General features: G+C 52.9%; 16 protein-coding genes. 2 read left to right on the forward strand and 14 right to left on the reverse strand.

From position 1 onward, the window contains the following. The first annotated feature begins 74 nt into the window (after positions 1-74). Both MST27_RS03535 and MST27_RS03540 read left to right on the forward strand, forming a co-directional pair. Positions 75-2522, forward strand: a complete 2448-nt coding sequence (locus MST27_RS03535) for an acyl-CoA dehydrogenase (RefSeq protein ID WP_243604641.1) — start codon at positions 75-77, stop codon at positions 2520-2522. 374 nt (positions 2523-2896) lie between these two features. Further along, positions 2897-3304 carry a PA2817 family protein gene (locus MST27_RS03540; protein WP_243604642.1) on the forward strand — a complete coding sequence of 136 codons (408 nt, stop codon included), beginning with the start codon at positions 2897-2899 and terminating at the stop codon, positions 3302-3304. A gap of 273 nt (positions 3305-3577) precedes the next feature. Here the strand turns inward: MST27_RS03540 and MST27_RS03545 are convergent, their stop codons facing one another. The 14 genes from MST27_RS03545 to MST27_RS03610 all read right to left on the reverse strand — a co-directional run bounded on the left by MST27_RS03545 (position 3578) and on the right by MST27_RS03610 (position 17625). After that, on the reverse strand, positions 3578-5569 hold the full coding sequence (locus tag MST27_RS03545; RefSeq protein WP_275973080.1) for a polysaccharide biosynthesis protein: 1992 nt from the start codon (positions 5567-5569) through the stop codon (positions 3578-3580). Between the two features lie 45 nt (positions 5570-5614). Then, positions 5615-6799 carry a DegT/DnrJ/EryC1/StrS family aminotransferase gene (locus MST27_RS03550; protein WP_243604643.1) on the reverse strand — a complete coding sequence of 395 codons (1185 nt, stop codon included), beginning with the start codon at positions 6797-6799 and terminating at the stop codon, positions 5615-5617. Positions 6800-6876: 77 nt separating this feature from the next. After that, positions 6877-7308, reverse strand: a complete 432-nt coding sequence (locus MST27_RS03555) for a MaoC family dehydratase (RefSeq protein ID WP_243604644.1) — start codon at positions 7306-7308, stop codon at positions 6877-6879. Positions 7309-7311: 3 nt separating this feature from the next. Further along, complete coding sequence (locus MST27_RS03560; RefSeq protein WP_243604645.1) at positions 7312-7968, reverse strand: acetyltransferase; 657 nt, start codon at positions 7966-7968, stop codon at positions 7312-7314. Then, a complete protein-coding gene (locus tag MST27_RS03565; RefSeq protein ID WP_243604646.1) occupies positions 7961-8569 on the reverse strand; it encodes a sugar transferase in 609 nt (202 codons plus the stop codon). The genes MST27_RS03560 and MST27_RS03565 overlap by 8 nt, the downstream gene beginning before the upstream one ends. After that, entirely contained in the window at positions 8566-9711 is a 1146-nt protein-coding gene (locus tag MST27_RS03570; protein ID WP_243604647.1) for a hypothetical protein, read from the reverse strand. The genes MST27_RS03565 and MST27_RS03570 overlap by 4 nt, the downstream gene beginning before the upstream one ends. A gap of 1 nt (position 9712) precedes the next feature. Continuing rightward, the gene (locus MST27_RS03575; protein WP_243604648.1) at positions 9713-10810 is read right to left on the reverse strand and encodes an alpha-2,8-polysialyltransferase family protein; all 1098 of its coding nucleotides are present in this window, start codon (positions 10808-10810) and stop codon (positions 9713-9715) included. A gap of 7 nt (positions 10811-10817) precedes the next feature. Further along, a complete protein-coding gene (locus MST27_RS03580) occupies positions 10818-11525 on the reverse strand; it encodes an acylneuraminate cytidylyltransferase family protein (RefSeq protein WP_243604649.1) in 708 nt (235 codons plus the stop codon). Continuing rightward, positions 11509-12570 carry a nucleotidyltransferase family protein gene (locus MST27_RS03585; RefSeq protein WP_243604650.1) on the reverse strand — a complete coding sequence of 354 codons (1062 nt, stop codon included), beginning with the start codon at positions 12568-12570 and terminating at the stop codon, positions 11509-11511. Before MST27_RS03585 ends, MST27_RS03580 begins: the two co-directional genes overlap by 17 nt. Positions 12571-12581: 11 nt before the next feature. Further along, the gene (locus MST27_RS03590) at positions 12582-13244 is read right to left on the reverse strand and encodes an acetyltransferase (protein WP_243604651.1); all 663 of its coding nucleotides are present in this window, start codon (positions 13242-13244) and stop codon (positions 12582-12584) included. Continuing rightward, entirely contained in the window at positions 13241-14329 is a 1089-nt protein-coding gene (gene neuB, locus MST27_RS03595) for an N-acetylneuraminate synthase (protein ID WP_243604652.1), read from the reverse strand. The genes MST27_RS03590 and neuB overlap by 4 nt, the downstream gene beginning before the upstream one ends. Positions 14330-14332: 3 nt before the next feature. Then, positions 14333-15487 (reverse strand): UDP-N-acetylglucosamine 2-epimerase, encoded by a 1155-nt coding sequence (gene neuC / locus MST27_RS03600; protein ID WP_243604653.1) that lies wholly within the window; start codon positions 15485-15487, stop codon positions 14333-14335. After that, positions 15484-16635 (reverse strand): LegC family aminotransferase, encoded by a 1152-nt coding sequence (locus tag MST27_RS03605; RefSeq protein WP_243604654.1) that lies wholly within the window; start codon positions 16633-16635, stop codon positions 15484-15486. The genes neuC and MST27_RS03605 overlap by 4 nt, the downstream gene beginning before the upstream one ends. 9 nt (positions 16636-16644) lie before the next feature. Then, the gene (locus tag MST27_RS03610) at positions 16645-17625 is read right to left on the reverse strand and encodes an NAD-dependent 4,6-dehydratase LegB (RefSeq protein ID WP_243604655.1); all 981 of its coding nucleotides are present in this window, start codon (positions 17623-17625) and stop codon (positions 16645-16647) included. Between the last annotated feature and the right edge of the window lie 9 nt (positions 17626-17634).

Raw genomic sequence — 17634 nt, forward strand, 5'->3', positions numbered from 1 at the left:
AACGGTCCCTTCACCGTCTTGAGCCCAGTGCCTATGCTCAAACAGGACGCCACTCGCTCAACAAGGAAACCTTCATGACCCTGCTCTGGCTGCTCGTATTACTCATTGGCATCGCCATGATCGCTCACTTGCGGGTGTCGCCTGTCCCGGCGCTGATCATGGTCGCCGCCTACCTTTCGCTGATGGGCGCCGCGTACGAGACGCCGGCCTGGCTGATGGTCATCCTGTGGCTGATATTCGCGGCGGTCGCCGTGCCGCTCCTGCTTCCGGATCTGCGCATCAAGCACTTCAGCGCACCGATGTTCGACTGGTTCAAGAAGGTGCTACCGCCCATCTCCGACACCGAGCGCGATGCCATCGATGCCGGGACCGTCTGGTGGGACGGCCAGCTGTTCAGCGGCAAGCCCGACTGGGACGTGCTCCTGGCCTACCCCACGGCGAAGCTGACCGAAGAGGAACAGGCGTTTCTCGAAGGCCCGACCGAAACGCTCTGCGCCATGGTCAGCGACTGGGAGATCGGCCAGCGCCTGGATCTGCCGCAGGAGGCCTGGGACTACATCAAGGCCGAGGGCTTCTTCGCGCTGATCATCCCGAAGGAATACGGCGGCAAGGGCTTTTCCGCCTATGCGCATTCGCAGATCGTAATGAAGCTCGCGACCCGTAGCGGCGACCTGGCGACAACCGTCATGGTGCCCAACTCGCTGGGCCCGGCCGAATTGCTGATGCACTACGGCACCGAAGACCAACGCAACCACTACCTGCCGCGCCTGGCCAATGGCACGGACATTCCCTGCTTCGCCCTGACCGGGCCTTATGCTGGCTCCGACGCCGGGGCCATGAACGACACGGGCGTCATCTGCAAGGGGCAATGGCAAGGCGAGGAAGTGCTCGGCCTGCGTCTGAACTGGGAAAAGCGCTACATCACCCTTGGCCCGGTGGCCACGCTACTGGGCGTCGCCTTCAAGACCTACGACCCGGACCACCTCTTGGGCGACGAGGAAGAACTCGGCATCAGCCTGGCGCTCATCCCCACCGACACCGCGGGCGTGGAGATCGGCCGTCGGCACCTGCCGCTCGGTGCGGCATTCATGAACGGCCCCAACTGGGGCAAGGACGTATTCGTGCCGCTGGAAGCCATCATCGGCGGCCGTGACATGATCGGCAAAGGCTGGATGATGCTGATGAACTGCCTGTCGGTCGGGCGCTCGATTTCGCTGCCGGCGACGGGCGTCAGCGCTGCCAAGACCTGCAGTTATGTCACTGGCCGCTACGCCAGCATCCGCGAACAGTTCAACGTGCCACTGGCCGCCTTCGAGGGTATTCAGGAGCCGCTGGCGCGGATCGGCGGCAACGCCTGGCTGATGGACAGCGCCCGTATCCTCACCGCCAATGCCGTCGACCTGGGCGAGAAGCCCTCGGTCCTCTCCGCCATCCTCAAGTACCACCTGACCGAACGTGGCCGTGCCTGCGTCACCGACGCGATGGATATCCATGCGGGCAAGGGCATCATCATGGGGCCGAACAATTACCTCGGCCGGCTCTGGCTGTCAGCGCCGATTTCAATCACGGTGGAGGGCGCGAACATTCTGTCGCGCAACCTGATGATCTTCGGCCAGGGCGCCATTCGCTGCCATCCGTTCGTGCTGCGAGAAATGGAACTGGTGCATGAACCCGATCGCGATGCAGCCGTCGTGAAGTTCGACAAGCTGCTCATGCAACATATCGGTTTCGCTGTCAGCAACACCGCCAGCACCCTGGTGCTGGGCCTGACCTTCGGCCTGCTCGGCAAGGCGCCCGGCAACGACCTGACCCGCCCCTACTTCCGCGCCCTGGACCGTATCGCCGCCGCCTTCGCCATGCTGGCCGACCTCTCGATGATGCTCCTCGGCGGCGAACTGAAGCGACGCGAGCGGCTTTCCGCCCGCCTCGGGGACGTGTTGAGCCATCTGTACCTGGCGTCGGCCGCGCTCAAGCGCTATCACGACCTCGGCCACCCGGCGGACCAGGCGCCGCTGTTGCGCTGGGCACTCGAAGACTGCCTGAACAAGGCCGAACAGGCGCTCGCCGACACGCTCGCCAATTTCCCGAACCGCCTGCTGGGCGTTGTGCTGCAGGTATTGGTCTTCCCATTCGGCGCGCGGCACAAGGGGCCGTCCGACGAACTGGACGCTGAAGTGGCAGCTATCCTGGGTCGTCCCGAAGGCGATCCAGCCCTCGAACAGATCCTCGACGGCGTGTACCGGCCGGCGCGCGGCGACCAAGCGCTGGTCGCCCTGCGTGACGCCTACGATGCACTGGTCGCTGCGCAACCGCTGCAGAAAAAGCTGCACAAGGCAATCAAGAGCGGCGACGTGAAGCCCATCGCCGGAGAAAACCCGATTGATGCCGCCGTCGCCGCCGGCGTGCTAGACGGTGCCGAAGCCCAGCAACTGACTGAAGCGGAAGCCGCCAGACGCAAGGTCATCAGCGTCGACGACTTCGCCAAGGAAGACCTCGGCTACCAACCGGATCGGGTGAGGTAACGCGTGCCCCATCCGCACGCACCAAGCAGAACCCTGCTGTTTAGGCGAAAACGTCCGAAATAGAACAACCTCAGAACCATCTGCAGGCAGAACCGCACCAACCCCCCCTCTCCCCTCCGGGGAGAGGGCTGGGGCCGGGTCCGCACAGGCTAAGCGTCGCAACACCGGTACACCTGCACACGACATTGATAGCTACATCACGACATCCCGCTGCCCCGGCCTCCAGCCGTGGAAAACCAAGCCCGCACAACCCGCGCCTGGCTTAACCCTCGGTCTCGAAAATCGAACCCCACCCCTACCAACGAGTCAACTAGACACGCCCTACAACCGCGCCGCACCCTATAATCGTGCGCCCAACTCGACACAGGTGAACCATGGCCAACGCATACCACGATCACAACCTGGCACTGCTCGCCCATCTGCGCGGCATCCTCCTCGCCATGGGCGAGTCCGAACAGGTCTCCGAGGAAAGCCACGCCCTTTTTCTCGAGCGCTTCGACGAACTGATCATGAACCTCAAGGACGTGCCGGCCGAACGTCACCTCGGCCAGGACCTCATCTGCCAAGTCTTCCACCGCTACCCGCAAATTGCCCACCTCGTCCCGCGCGACCTGCTCTGGTTCTTCGGGGGCGATTGCCTGCACTTCATGCCAGACGAAGAAATCGAACTCTTCCAGCGCCTGGAAGAACGCCGCTACGAAGCCGAGCAGAACGATGAGCCGTTCGACTGGAACATGGAAAAGCAATTGCTGACGATGCCTGAGGAAGGCGCGCGGCACTGATCGGATAGGAGCCGGACTGCAGGGGTGCCTGCAAGGCATTCCCCGCGGTCCGCCGAAACGCTCTGCCCCTCGCTGGCAGGATGAACTTGCCGAAAGCCCCGCCATCGGCTGTGCGTGAACTGGAGCGAACCCTGTCCGCACGAGCCAGTAAGGAAGAGCGTGTGAAACAGGCTTATCCGAAACGGACGATCATCGAATACGGCCGGTATTCAGCCGTTTCCGCTCGCTGAAAGAAGTAGAAAGAAGCCAGCGCCCCCCAGGCGAGACCACCGCCTAGTCCGTTCGCCCCGCCCGACGCTGCTGGTATATCAGATCGACGATCTCGCCCTCAGGCACATACCCACTGACCACCTCGCGAAGCAACATGCGCACCTGCGGATAGTCATCCCGCTCCACTGCCTCCAGCAGCTTCGCCAGCACGCCTCGTAGCGCGTCCCAAGTGAAGTATTCCTCATCTGCCCGCATGATCATCGGATGCTCGGTGGGGCTCACGTTGTCGCCAATCAGCAACTCTTCATAAAGCTTCTCACCCGGTCGCAACCCGGTGAACTCGATAGCGATGTCGCCATGCGGGCACTTCTCCGAACGCACGCTCAGGCCCGACAGATGAATGAGCTTCTCGGCCAGCTCGGCAATCTTCACCGGCTGCCCCATGTCCAGCACGAACACATCACCGCCCTGCCCCATGGAGCCCGCCTGGATGACCAACTGCGCCGCCTCGGGAATGGTCATGAAATAGCGCGTGATCTTTGGGTGTGTGACCGTCACCGGCCCACCCGCACGAATCTGCGCATAGAAGCGCGGTATCACCGAGCCTGACGACCCAAGCACGTTGCCGAACCGCACCATGGTGAAGCGGGTCTTGTTGACGTGATGGACCGCATCATCCGTCCCGAACAAAACCGGCGCCGTCTCCCGACTCAGCGCCTGCAGGATCATCTCCGCAACACGTTTAGTACTGCCCATCACGTTGGTCGGCCGCACGGCCTTGTCGGTGGAAATCAGCACGAAGTTGGCCACGCCTGCCTGCACAGCCGCCTGAGCCGTGTTCATGGTACCCAGCACATTGTTCAACACGCCCTCGGCCACGTTGTGCTCGACCATCGGTACATGCTTGTAGGCGGCCGCGTGGTAAATAGTCTCCACCTGCCAAGTGCGCATCACATCCACTAGCCGATCAGCGTTACGAATGGATCCCAGAATCGGCACCAGCTTGATCGGCAACGAAGCCCGCTCGATCGCCCGCTCCAGCTCGATATGGATGCTGTACAGGTTGAACTCACTGTGCTCGAACAGCAGTAACGCACGGGGCTTGTTGATGAGAATCTGCCGGCACAGCTCCGAACCGATCGACCCGCCCGCGCCGGTCACCATTACCACCTTGCCGCGAATGCACTGCTCGAACAGCGCCTGCTGCGGTGGCACCGCATCACGACCCAGCAGGTCGGCGATGTCCACTTCCTGGATGTCCTCGACCTTTACCCGCCCACTGGCCAGGTCCATAAAGCCCGGCACACTGCGCACGTGCAGCGGATAATGCTCAAGCATCTCCAGCACTTCCCGCCGGCGTGCGCGAGACGCCGAGGGGATGGCCAAAAGGATCTCATCGGCGCCCGTCTCGTCGATCATCTGCTGGATATGCTTCGGCGAATACACCCGCAGCCCAGAGATGCTCCGATTGTAGAGATTGGGGTCATCATCGATGAACGCGACCGGGCGCATGCCCCGCCCCAGCCGCAGTGCTGCCACTAACTGGTTGCCCGCAGCCCCAGCGCCATATACCGCGACCTTAGGCAACCCTGCATCGCGGCCCTTGAATTTGGTAAGCGAATCCGGGGAGAACCAATCCCCCATGAAGTACTGGCGCATCACAAGACGAAGCCCGCCGATCAATACCAGGCTCAGCCACCAGTAGTTGAAGACCATCGAGCGCGGAATCAGCTTGGGTGCATCACTGCGCCAATACACAGCAAGGGAAAGTAGCAAAGCGGATAGCGTCACCGCCTTGGCAATCGCCATCAGAGCGTCATTGCCAAAGTAACGCATTACCGCACGGTACATACCGAACCGGATGAAGAACGGAATGGCTATCAGCGGCGCGATACCAAACAGCCAAGCATGGCCGCCAAGCGGATCGACAAAGCTAAAGCTACCGAGCCGTATGGAAAAAGCTAACCAAAGCGCAATCCAGACTAGCGCCACATCGGTTAAAACCTGGATCAACCGTTTGTAGCGCCTGGGTAGACGCACCAACCGGCAGCGCAATTTCTCAGCAAGTCTTAACACCACGCTCTCACTCCTGATCGCGGATCAAACCGCGCGCTTTGTAGCAAGATTCATGACTTCGCTAATCGCGCAGCAGGTCTTCTCTATTTCGGCTTCCGTCAGGGTTGGATGCACCAGAAACATCAGACTGGTTTCACCTAGTTCGCGGGCAACTGCCAATCGCTCCGCTGGCCGCCAGCCCGTGCCATCGAACGCCTTTTCCAAATACACTTCAGAACAGGATCCAGAGAAGCAAGGAACTCGTCTCGAAGATATTTCGCCAATTATACGGTCTCGATTCCAGCCTTGGGCTAATTCCGCAGGCTCAACGAATACGTAACACTTATAGGCTGCATGGAGGATATCGTTTGGAACAGCCGGCACGCGTAAACCGTTCAAGCCTTTGGCCGCACGCCAAATACGCTCAGCGTTAGCCAAACGCGCCGCATGCCAGCAAGGCATCCGCTGCAACTGAATACGACCGATCACCGCCTGGACTTCCATCATTCGCCAGTTGGTGCCAAAGCTCTCATGGAGCCAACGGAAGCCCGGCGCATGTTTGCGTTCATAGACAGCCTCCCAACTTTTACCGTGATCTTTTATCGACCACATTTTTGACCACAGGCCGCGGTCATTGGTTGTGACCATCCCTCCTTCGCCACCGGTGGTCATTATCTTGTCTTGGCAGAACGACCAAGCGCCGACATGGCCAATGGACCCCACCGACCGCCCCTTGTATCGTGCACCATGAGCCTGCGCACAATCCTCGATCACCTTCAGGCCGCACTCGTCTGCTAGCGCCATGATCGGGTCCATGTCGCAAGGCCAACCGGCCAAATGCACGCAGATCACCGCGCGCGTTCGTGGTGTGAGTACCGCCCGGATCGTTTCAGCAGTGATGTTTTGCGAGTCTCGATCAACCTCCGCAAACACCGGAACCGCACCCACGCTAACGATGCTGGAAACAGAGGCAAGGAATGTGCGCGGTGTAACGACAACTTCATCACCCGCCCCAATACCTAACCCCTGCAGTGCCAAGTCCAGCGCAACAGTACCGTTGGCCAAGGCTATGGCAAAGTCGGTATCAGCCCAAATTGCAAAATCTTTTTCGAATTCGCGGCACTCCTGTCCGGTCCAATAATTAACCTTATTAGAGAGAATGACATCACGGACAGAATTAGCCTCTTCTTCGGTGAAAGAAGGCCACGGAGAGAAATGACTATTAAGCACAGCAGCACACCCTCAAATTCTATAAGGCCACGCTTAATATTACGGCCCTAACTTATATTAATAAATATCGGTGTATCTCACTTCGGCGGCATATATATTTCCGCCTCTCCATTGATTACAATTTTGCCGCCTACGGTGCAGACCGTATCAAAGAAAACACGGCGTTTGGTTATATCGACAGAGCATACCTTTACGGTAGCGACCACCGTATCACCCATATAGACTGGACGCTTGAAACGTAGACTTTGAGATACATAGACACAACCTGGGCCCGGCAACCGTGTTCCAAATAGCGCAGAGAAAAACCCTGCTGACATCAGTCCATGAGCGATACGCTTACCGAATCTCGATGAGTTAGCGTATTCATCATTGACATGTACTGGATTGTGATCGCCGGACAGCCCGGCGTACGCTTTAATATCGGCATCTGTGATGGTCTGCGAATAGCTGACAGTCATACCGGTCTGTATAGCTTCGATCGGAATTTCTCCAAGGAGAATGTCACTCATCCTTCAGCCCCCTAACCCTTTGCGAGCCAGAGGCTTTGCCGGATTGCCAACAACCACCGCACCATCCGCCACGTCTTTCGTAACCACCGCCCCCATCCCAACAACAGCTCCTTTACCGATACGCAACGGCTTACCGGGACGGCCTTGTTTGATAATAGCCCCAGTTCCTAAATATGCGTAATCGCCAATCTGAACGTTTCCGTTGCATTTAACCCCAGGGGCGAATGTTACATAATCTCCTATCACACAATCATGAGCTACATAGCTATAAATGTTAGCTTGGAAGAACTTTCCGATCCTTACATTCGACGTGATGACAGTGAACGGGCAAAGAATTAAGCCATCACCGGTCTCAACGCTATCCAACGTAACATTACCGCTAGCTACGACATTTATGATCTTAATTCCATCCGCCAGACAACGCTCAGAAAGTTTTTGGCGCACCCTAGCATCAGCGACAGCTATGGTCATGTACTTGTTCGTTGCATCCAGCGAAATGAACTCATCATAAGCTATAACTTCATGACCATTTAAAAACGACTGAGGCGGCGTGTCGTCTACAAAAAATATCTGCCCCCCGCTAACAGAAGCTCTGAGAAGCGGCATAACCTCGCGCCCAAACCCGCTAGCGCCAAAAACCGCATATATGTTATTAGCCACCTTGATTCCCCTTGCCAGAGCCTCGGAACTTGCTCATTGTAGCCTCGTTCTCAGCATTTATACCTTCGCGCAGAAAGACCTTTTTAATCGTTAGGAATATAATTTTTAAGTCCAACCAAATTGATTGATTATCAACATACCAAACATCGAGCTTAAACTTTTCTTCCCAGCTTAGAGAATTTCTACCATTCACTTGAGCCCAACCACTTATACCTGGACGAACATTATGTCGACGACGTTGTTCAGGAGTGTAGAGATCTAGATATTCCATAAGCAACGGGCGAGGCCCAATTAGACTCATATCGCCCTTCAACACATTCCAAAACTCGGGCAACTCGTCCAAACTACTTGCGCGAAGGGCTTTTCCGAGAGACGTCAGGCGGTCGGCGTCAGACAAATAATTACCGTATTGATCAGTCAAATCGAGCATAGTACGAAACTTAATCATCTCAAATTTTCGCCCGTGCATACCTGGACGAATTTGACGAAACAAAACCGGGCCGCCCAATTTTAAACGGATAAGCAATGCGATAGCTGCCAGTAGTGGTGCCAAAAACAGCAACACAAACATCGACACGAGAATATCCATTACACGCTTCATGGAACTACATCTACCTTTTGAGATTCCGAATCACGATGCTCGCCATTAAATATCAGAAAATATAGCGAAAAATAGAAAATGTCAAAATAATGGGGAGTTGCTATAGAATCCGTCATCCCTCTCAACGCCCAAAACATAAACGCTAACGCATAAATGCGCGCTTTAGGTCTAACAAAAAACGCGCCCACTCCTATTACCAGCATCAGTAAATATACGCCACCCGCCAGGCCGAAAACCGAAAAAGATCGCAACAGAGAATTATGCGGGTTATTTGCAAAGCGTTCATGAATAAGGCGGCAGCAGTTTGAGAAATCGACCCCTTGAATATACCCATAGAAATCTATGTTACGGAAAAAGTCAGACCAAATTACAAGCCTAGGATCACCCGATATAGGCGACAAATTAGCCGCCGACATAACAGCTAGAAAATAAATACCTCCTATGGAGACCAGCATCATAATAACGGCATAGAACCAGACAACCCCCCCAATCGATCTGCACCATTGATACGACAAAAGCAATAAATAGCAAATCATGGCCGCAATAGACACCGCAGCAGAAAAGCGACTGTTTAAATAAAGTGACATCAAAATTGCGGGAAATAACAGACGCACTTCAAGCCGCCCAGACCACTTATAGCGAAGGCAGAGCACCAACAAAGCCATCCCTAAGAAAAGAGAAGTAGCGTAGTTCTCGCTAGCACCCCCAAGAACAGCACCTTTGAATTCATGCACTCCGAAATAATCTGCAATACATGCAACAAGCAAGACACCAAGCAAAAGGTAATACGCTCGGGTTAACACCACCAAATAGCTAGGCTTGTTGATTATAGAATAACCAGAAACAAGCAGCGAAAACTCCAAGAAAAAGAAATAAATCCTATCAAAGCTCAAATTACTAAGAATGGCAAACGCCCCGAACGTTATCCAGCAAACCGTACCCCATAAAAAAAAAGCCTTGCCTCTTGAAACACTTCTGTTAAGCGAAAAACTTGAAAGAGAGAAAATCAGCATACTAGAAAGATAAAATACTTTCACATAAGCGGAACCAGCGTCGACCAAGTACATGTAAAATAACGCCAACATACCAACGTGCAGTACGACGAAAGACACATTGGGCCGATTAATCACCAGCACTTTCACCTCACAAATCGATTGGCTTAACGCCAAAACGATTAAAAATCGCGCGCTGTTCTTCTACATTCAGGTCGTTGCTGTCAGCACAAAAATATGACTCTGTGCATATATTGGATATGCTAGCGCTGTACAGCGCTGTAGAGGAACTCCCTACCAAAATGACCTCAACTCCTGATAGCGCTAAATGTGCGAGCATAATCTCGATAGAATTCTTGTTCTCGTAGACGCAGGACACGCATGAATAGCGGCCACTTTCAGTGAATGCTTCAAGTCGCTTTTCTGCAAGATCAGGTCGTTCGGTCGGGTGTGGCAGGTATATAACTTTGCAAACTTCTTTCTGAGAACCTAAGGAGGCAATAAACGCTTGACCCAATCTCCGAAATTTACTTATGCTTTCTTGGACGCTGCATAAGCCCACTTCGGCTAGCGGCTGACCTACGACGACTACGTTACCCTTCGTGCTAAACTCGGTTATATTTGGAAGCGAGTCTCTAGATACAAGCGTTAATATAGACGTCAACGCACTGATATAGTCGTCAGTAGAGATTAGATTAACGCCTTTTCCCGAGAAAGCTGATTTACCTAACGCCCAATACTCGTTTGCCTTAATTTTCGAGACACCAAAAAAGCTACGATACACCGGGAAAAGACCCACTACTGCGAGTATTTTTTTTGCGAGAGTGCGAAACCCAGCTTTTCTTTCTAGCAACCCCGAATCGATATAGCTCCCTAAACCGTCTTCATACGCAACCGTTTTCCCAACCGACGCATGATAGAGAATAAAATTGGTTATATGATACGTTTTGTTAGGGATCCAGATTTCGATTTTCGCTCCTTTTAACCGGAGACTCTCTACAGCGTTATCACCGAGGCGCTTAATTTCAGCTATACGCCCCCAAACACCCTTCGCTTCGATCTTTTTTACGACATATATATCTGCGCCGGTAAAAATTCTGCTAATCAATTCCGGATAGTGTGCGCCCTCGCGCAACAATACGCAGTCAAAATAATTTCGACCTAATTGCTTAGCTTTCAATACAGATAAAACGATTATTAGCTGATGCATAGACAACACTACGCATATCTTTTTTGAGCTACCGATCATGCTTCACTCAGCCAAACCTTTGCATTACGAACTCAGCGAACCGTAGATCGTCTGCAGTATCAATATCTACCGAACGAGCCCTACTCATTATATAAGCTCGACTATTCTCCACAAAAAAACTTTTCTCTTTTTTATAAATTTCTGTCGTCGCTATATATATAGCACCGTTCAGTCGATAGAATACGGGAAGGTCTTGGCTTCGCTTATTTTTTATATCTGTGCTTATGAAGCTATCCATACACTTAGATTCATCTAGCGTATTACACCACAAAGGAGAGTGATCAACTTCACAAACACTAATTACCGAATTGCATTTTTCTTCGACCATAACGGCCAAACTTTTTACTATATCGTCCGAAGCCCTAAGAGGCGAACTTGGTTGTAGCAACATAACAGTTTGCGGGAAGATATGCTCACACTCCAACTCTTTTAAAGCATGGAGTAGAGCCTCCGACGTGGGTGAATCGTCTCGCGCAAGCTCTGCTGGCCGAGTCACGACTCGTACGCCTTTCCTAGAAGCAAGCGCAAGGATAGCCTCGTCGTCACTAGAAACAACGATTAGATCAAGCACATTAGAATTTAGCGCTGCGTCAATCGTCCACTCTATAAGCGGCTTACCACCAATTGGCAACAGGTTTTTGCCAGGTAGCCTTTTGCTGCCGCCTCTGGCAGGAATAATGGCAACGGTATCAACTTTTCTAGTTCTTGGTAACATTTAGTTTCTCAACTTCCTGTTGCGCTCGCTGGTAGTCTTCCATTCGACCGATATCCAACCAGTACTCATGCACAGGAAACATATTTACATCGCAGCCATCCTCGATTTTTTGCTCAAGCAAAGTTGGCATATCGACCCTGGCGTTAGGCATGACAGCTTTAACAAATTCAGGAGAAAGAAGATATATGCCAGCATTGATAAAAAATCGATGCACCGGTTTCTCAATCATAGAGCGGATTCGATGCCCTTCACTTTGAATAACACCATAAGGTATGCAGTGCTCGTATTCTCGAACACACATGGTTGCGACCCCTTGATGTGTTTCGTGAAACTCTAATAAGCTTTGAAAATTCAGAGTCGTTAATAAATCGCCATTCATCACAAACAAAGGCAGGTCTATTTCATCGTGAGGTAGGAGACCTAGGGCGCCACCCGTACCTAAAGGATGCTCTTCATGTATATAGCAGATTTTAATCCCCCACTGCTCGCCGTCGCCGAAATGCTCACGTATCATTTCGGGCATATAATGTGTTGAAATATAAAAGCGGTGAAATCCAGCCTGAACAAACCGTTCTAAAATCAATTCTAGGATAGGTTTGCCCCCGACCTTAAGAAGGGGTTTTGGGCAGGTATGCGTGAGCGGGTGCAACCTCGTACCAAAGCCACCAGCCATAAGAAATACCGGATTGTCACGACGCTGATTGTTTAAAAGGCCATACAATGTTTCTAATCCAACGACTCGCCCTGCGTCATCCGTTATAGGTAATTGGAGTACTTGATACTTTTCCATATCTTTTAGGATGCGCTCTCTACTCCACCCCTTTTTTGCAGATCGAGGCGTATTGCACATCGTTTCGCTCACAGGTCCAGTTAGAGGCCGGCGCGCTAACAACGCACGACGGACATCTCCGTCGGTAAGAGTACCAAGCAACTTACGCTCCGAATCCACAATTAAAACTATACGCAGCGCCTCTCGATCAAGAGTGATTATAGCCTCCTCCAAAGGCGTTTCTGGCCCGACGAGAGCAGATTCCCACTGTTTCATTTGAACCTTCTTTAAGTTTGGCTAATATTCCGCGCTGCAGCACCTAGCAACGTTTCGCCAGGTCCCAAGTTGCGTACCACAGTAGCCCCTGCACCGACGATAGCGCTCTCGCCTATATGGATAGCTTGGATTACCGTAGCACCAGTAGCAATAAATACAAAGTCGGATAGGTTGACGTGGCCACAGACAGTGGCGCCAGGAGCAACATGTATATGCGATCCTAAATAGCAATCGTGGTCGATGCTGGCACTAGTATTAATTATCGAATTAAGCCCAACCGTTACGTCCGCTTGAATCACAGCACCCGCCATCACTTGTACGCCCTCACTCAAGACAGTGCTCTCATCTACCCAAGCAGTAGGATGTACAAGCACCGGGAAACTAAAGCCTTTCTCTTTGAAGCGTTCAAAGACTCTCCGACGGGCTGTGCTGGCGGCTAGCTGGCCTATACCATTGACCAGCCCTACGGAAGCGGGATTGATCGCATCAAGCGCTTCGTCGGCGCCCAGCACGATTAAGCCCCTCCACTTCCTAATACCGTTTTCGGCTAACACCGGATCGCATACGCCTACTACGTTCATTTCAGCAGCGCGGATGAGTGAAAGCAGCACTTTGGCATGGCCTCCGGCTCCTAGCATCACTAGAGGCAGCTCAGCATAAGCATTGGCCATCATGATTCAACAGTCTCGCCCGCCCGATAAGCACGCGAGGAACGCCGCCCAACCAACCCCCACAACGCTGTAGGAGGCAAACCCATACCGCTACGGGCAGTAGTTAGATCCTCGCGAGACATTACGGCACCCGCGGCTATTTCGCGCGCAGCAACTACCTGCTGACGCGCGGCGTGACGAGTATCCCATTCGCTAGCCTGCGGGGCCTTGCAAGTGTCACCGAGGGCCAGTTCGAGAGAGCGGATATCCGAAACCATTCGTTTGAGCTCATCCGGCTCCAACGAAGCTTTGTGGTCAGGCCCTGGCAGCGAGCGGTCAAGAGTGAAGTGCTTTTCAATGACTTTGGCCCCGCGAGCCACCGCGGCAACCGGAATCAGGCAGCCTTCCGTGTGATCCGAGTAACCGACATCAAGACCAAAGGCATGGGCCAACGTATCCATAGCCCTGAGGTTAACTTCGCTCCAAGGGGTGGGGTATTGAGAGGTACAGTGAAGCAACGTCACATGCCCCTGTAACCGTTGCCGCGCCTCTCGGCAACTCCAACTACGCCAGACTTCATTCATGTCCGCAGGCTCCCGGCTTGATGCCAGCGCATGCGCGACGATGGCAAGACCCTGCTCTACCTCAGCGAGCGTCGCCATGCCCGTGGATAGGATCAACCTCTTGCCAGTACGTGCGAACTGCCATAGAAGCGGGCCGTTGGTCAGCTCGCCAGAAGGGACCTTGAATAACGGCATGCCCAGCTCGGATAGAAAGATCAAGCTATCCGGATCGAATGCAGTAGAAAGGAACTCGATGCCTTTTTGCCGAGCATAGCGCTGTAGATCAACATGCCAGGCCTGGGGTAATTCCAACTTCTTGAGCATTACCAGCTGGCTTTCAGACTCATCCGTGCTCTGTTTCTGGTAAGCAGCCTTAGGGGCGGTCTTCGAGGCCAGACGTGCCGCATTGAAGGTTTGAAACTTGACTGCATCGACACCAGCCGCCGCTGCGGCGTCCACTAGAGCGAAAGCCAGATCACGCTCACCATTATGGTTTACACCTGCTTCGGCGATGATGTAAACCGCATCTTTGTCGGACTGCTTCATGGGTCAACTCAGATTGTGGAATGACTTATTAAATGTCCCGTCGAAACGCTCAAGGACATCCACGATGGCTTCGGCTGCATTGCCTTGGCCGTAAGGATTGACAGTTTCTTTGCTGGCTTCGGCGAATTCGTGGGAAAGCGCTCGCTGAAGTGCAGCCTCAACGGCCTTGGTATTCGGCTCACAATGCAGCACAGAATCCGCGGCCAAACGACCTTTCTGGCGCGCACCGATGTTTACGGTAGGAATACCGAAAGCAGGAACCTCAATGATTCCGCTGGAGGAATTCCCCACCACAGCAGCTGACATAGCGACGGCACTCAGATAGCGTTTGAACCCGAGCGAAGGGATCGCCAACACCCGCTCAGGCCGGTTCTGCGCATAAGCTTCAAGTAATGGAATGATGGCTCTGCCACCGTTGTCTGCGTTTGGATAAGTCAGAATGATCTGGTGATCTGGAAATTTATCCAGCGCCTGCAAAAGCGCAGTGAAGCTTTGCTCCGGGTTCTCGTCCGATAGAGTGACCGGATGATAGGTCACCAACAGGTAAGGCGAACGGAGCGCAAAGCCAAGGCTTTTACCGAGTTCTTCGATGGTCATTTTCGGGCTGCGGCGCAAATGGTCGAGGCCAACCGCACCGACGTTAAAAACTCGTTCAGGCGACTCGCCCATCTGGATGACACGACGCCGATATGGTTCCGCTGCGACAAAATGCAAGTGAGCCATTTTGGTGATGGCATGCCGGATTGCATCGTCATAAGCCCCTTCAGTAATTTCACCACCGTGCAAATGCACGATAGGAATCCGCATGATCAGAGCGGCCTGAGCAATCGCCAAAGCCTCGAAGCGGTCACCAAGCACTACCAACATATCCGGCCGTAAGCGATCTAGGGCATCCGCGAATCCTAGAGTTCCCAGTCCTATGGACTTGACGACTCCAACCGACGTATCTGAAGACAGGAGCATTTCTACCTTGGAATCGACGCTGAAACCGTCCTGCTCAATCTGTCTCCAGGTTTCACCAAATTCAGGCGAAAGGTGCATGCCACTTACGATGATCTGCAACTCCAGCTGAGCACTAGCCTGGATATCCTTCATCAACCAATAGAGCAAGCCGTACTCGGCTCTCGTACCGGTGAAGACTGCGACCTTGCTTTTCATGCCTTCCACCCCGGCAGGACGCTGCTTGGTACGTTGACAACCCGAGCCTCCAGCCATTCAGCATTCGTCAAGTCGCCTCGCAGGCAGTTGACGTACAGAGGCAGACGGTTCATCAACTTCCAGATCGGCCGCGTCATCACACCGCTGTCATTGGTAGACTTTAACAGCACGTCGCGTCGTGCAGGGCTTTCACAAATAACAGCGTTGAGCCAGTAATTGGAGCGACAGCCTTCGGGCTCTTTAAAGAACTGCAGTTCGCTCCCTTCTAGTACCTCTGCATAGCGGCTTGCCAGCTCTCGCTTGCAAGCGATGAAGTCCTCCAATTGCTCCAGCTGCGCACACCCGAGCGCCGCATTTATATTAGGTAGACGATAATTATATCCAACTTCATCATGGACATATTCATATGGGTGTGGCTTCTTGGCTGTAGTTGTTAGATGCTTAGCGCGCGCGCCCAACTCTTCACCAGCCAAGATCATACCTCCACCACCGGTGGTGATAATCTTATTGCCATTAAAACTCAAGATACCTAAACGACCGAACGTGCCTGTGTGCCGGCTTTTGTAAATACTTCCTAGCGACTCGGCGGCATCTTCGATAAGAACCAAGTTCCAGCGCTTACATACAGTAACGAGATATTCTATTTCGACTGGATGTCCGAAGGTATGCATGGGCAAGCAGGCCCTCAGCACTCTCTCATCTAGTTTAAGCCTGCATATACCGTCCGAGTCTATATATGCATATTCATCCAGCCACTTCTCAAGCGCTGTAGGAGAGAGTCCGAGGGTATGCCGGTCAACATCGATAAAGACCGGAGCAGCGCCGCAATATGCAATGGCATTGCACGTTGCCACAAAGGTCAACGGCTGGGTTAAAACTAGATCGCCAGGCTGGACTCCAGCAAGCATCAGAGCGGCATGCAAGGCGGCAGTACCGTTGACCGTCGCGACCGCTTTTGGGCTACTGGTGTACGCAGCCATGTCCCGCTCAAAGCGGTCGACGAAAGCACCTACGCTCGAAACAAAAGTCGACTCAATGGTTTCCACCACATAATCACGCTCGTGCCCGGAGAACACAGGGGCATGAAGTGGGATGAAATCATTTGTTTGGTATTGATCCCGCACAAACTTAATAAGGGAGTCGAACATGGCTTGATCTCAGACGTTGTAGATGTCGGCTTTATATTTAGCCAAATTCTCTGGCCGGGACAACCAATCAATCGTTTCCTGCAACCCCTGCTTTATAGAGTAATTCGGAGTAAAGCCAGTAAGTCCGTTTATCTTGGTATTATCGCACCAGAGACGGAAAACCTCCGACTTTTCCGGGCGAATGCGCTGATCATCAGTCAAAAATTCAACATCACTACCCATGAGCTCACGGATCAGATTAAGAGTATCTCCTACCGAGATCTCATAGTTGGAGCCAATGTTAACAGTTTCTCCTATGGCCTTATCGCAGCGAGCCAACTCTAAAAAGCCACGACAGGTGTCAGCAACGTAATTGAAATCGCGGGTAGGAGACACATCGCCCAACTTGATCTCCTTTTTGCCGCTAGCAATTTGAGTGATGATAGTCGGTATCACCGCCCTCGCCGATTGCCGCGGACCATAAGTATTAAAAGGCCGTGCGATAGTCAAAGGCAAATCAAATGCATTAAAGAAGCTCATCGCCATAGAGTCAGCACCAATCTTAGAGGCACTATATGGCGACTGAGCTTGTAACGGATGCTTCTCATCTATTGGAACGTACTGAGCCGTACCATAAACTTCGCTGGTAGAAGTATGAATAACGCGCTGCACGCCGTTTTCTAAAGCCGCCTGGCAAATATTTAAAGTTCCTTTCACATTAGTATCAACATAGCTATCAGGCGCCACATATGAATAGGGTATTGCAATCAACGCAGCCAAATGAAATACAGTATCAACGTCTTTTGTGATGTGCTTGCAGTAATGCGGATCTCGCACATCACCATTCACTACCTCAACATCGGCGAGACAGTCAATATCTTCAAGCCACCCCCAATAGTTAAAAGAATTATATTGAGATAGTGCCTTGACTTGATACCCCTCGCGCACAAGCAACTCTGTAAGATGCGAACCAATAAAACCATCAGCCCCAGTAACCAGCGCTTTGCTCATCAACCATCC

Source organism: Stutzerimonas marianensis, from assembly GCF_022810315.1.
Taxonomy (GTDB): Bacteria; Pseudomonadota; Gammaproteobacteria; order Pseudomonadales; family Pseudomonadaceae; genus Stutzerimonas; species Stutzerimonas marianensis.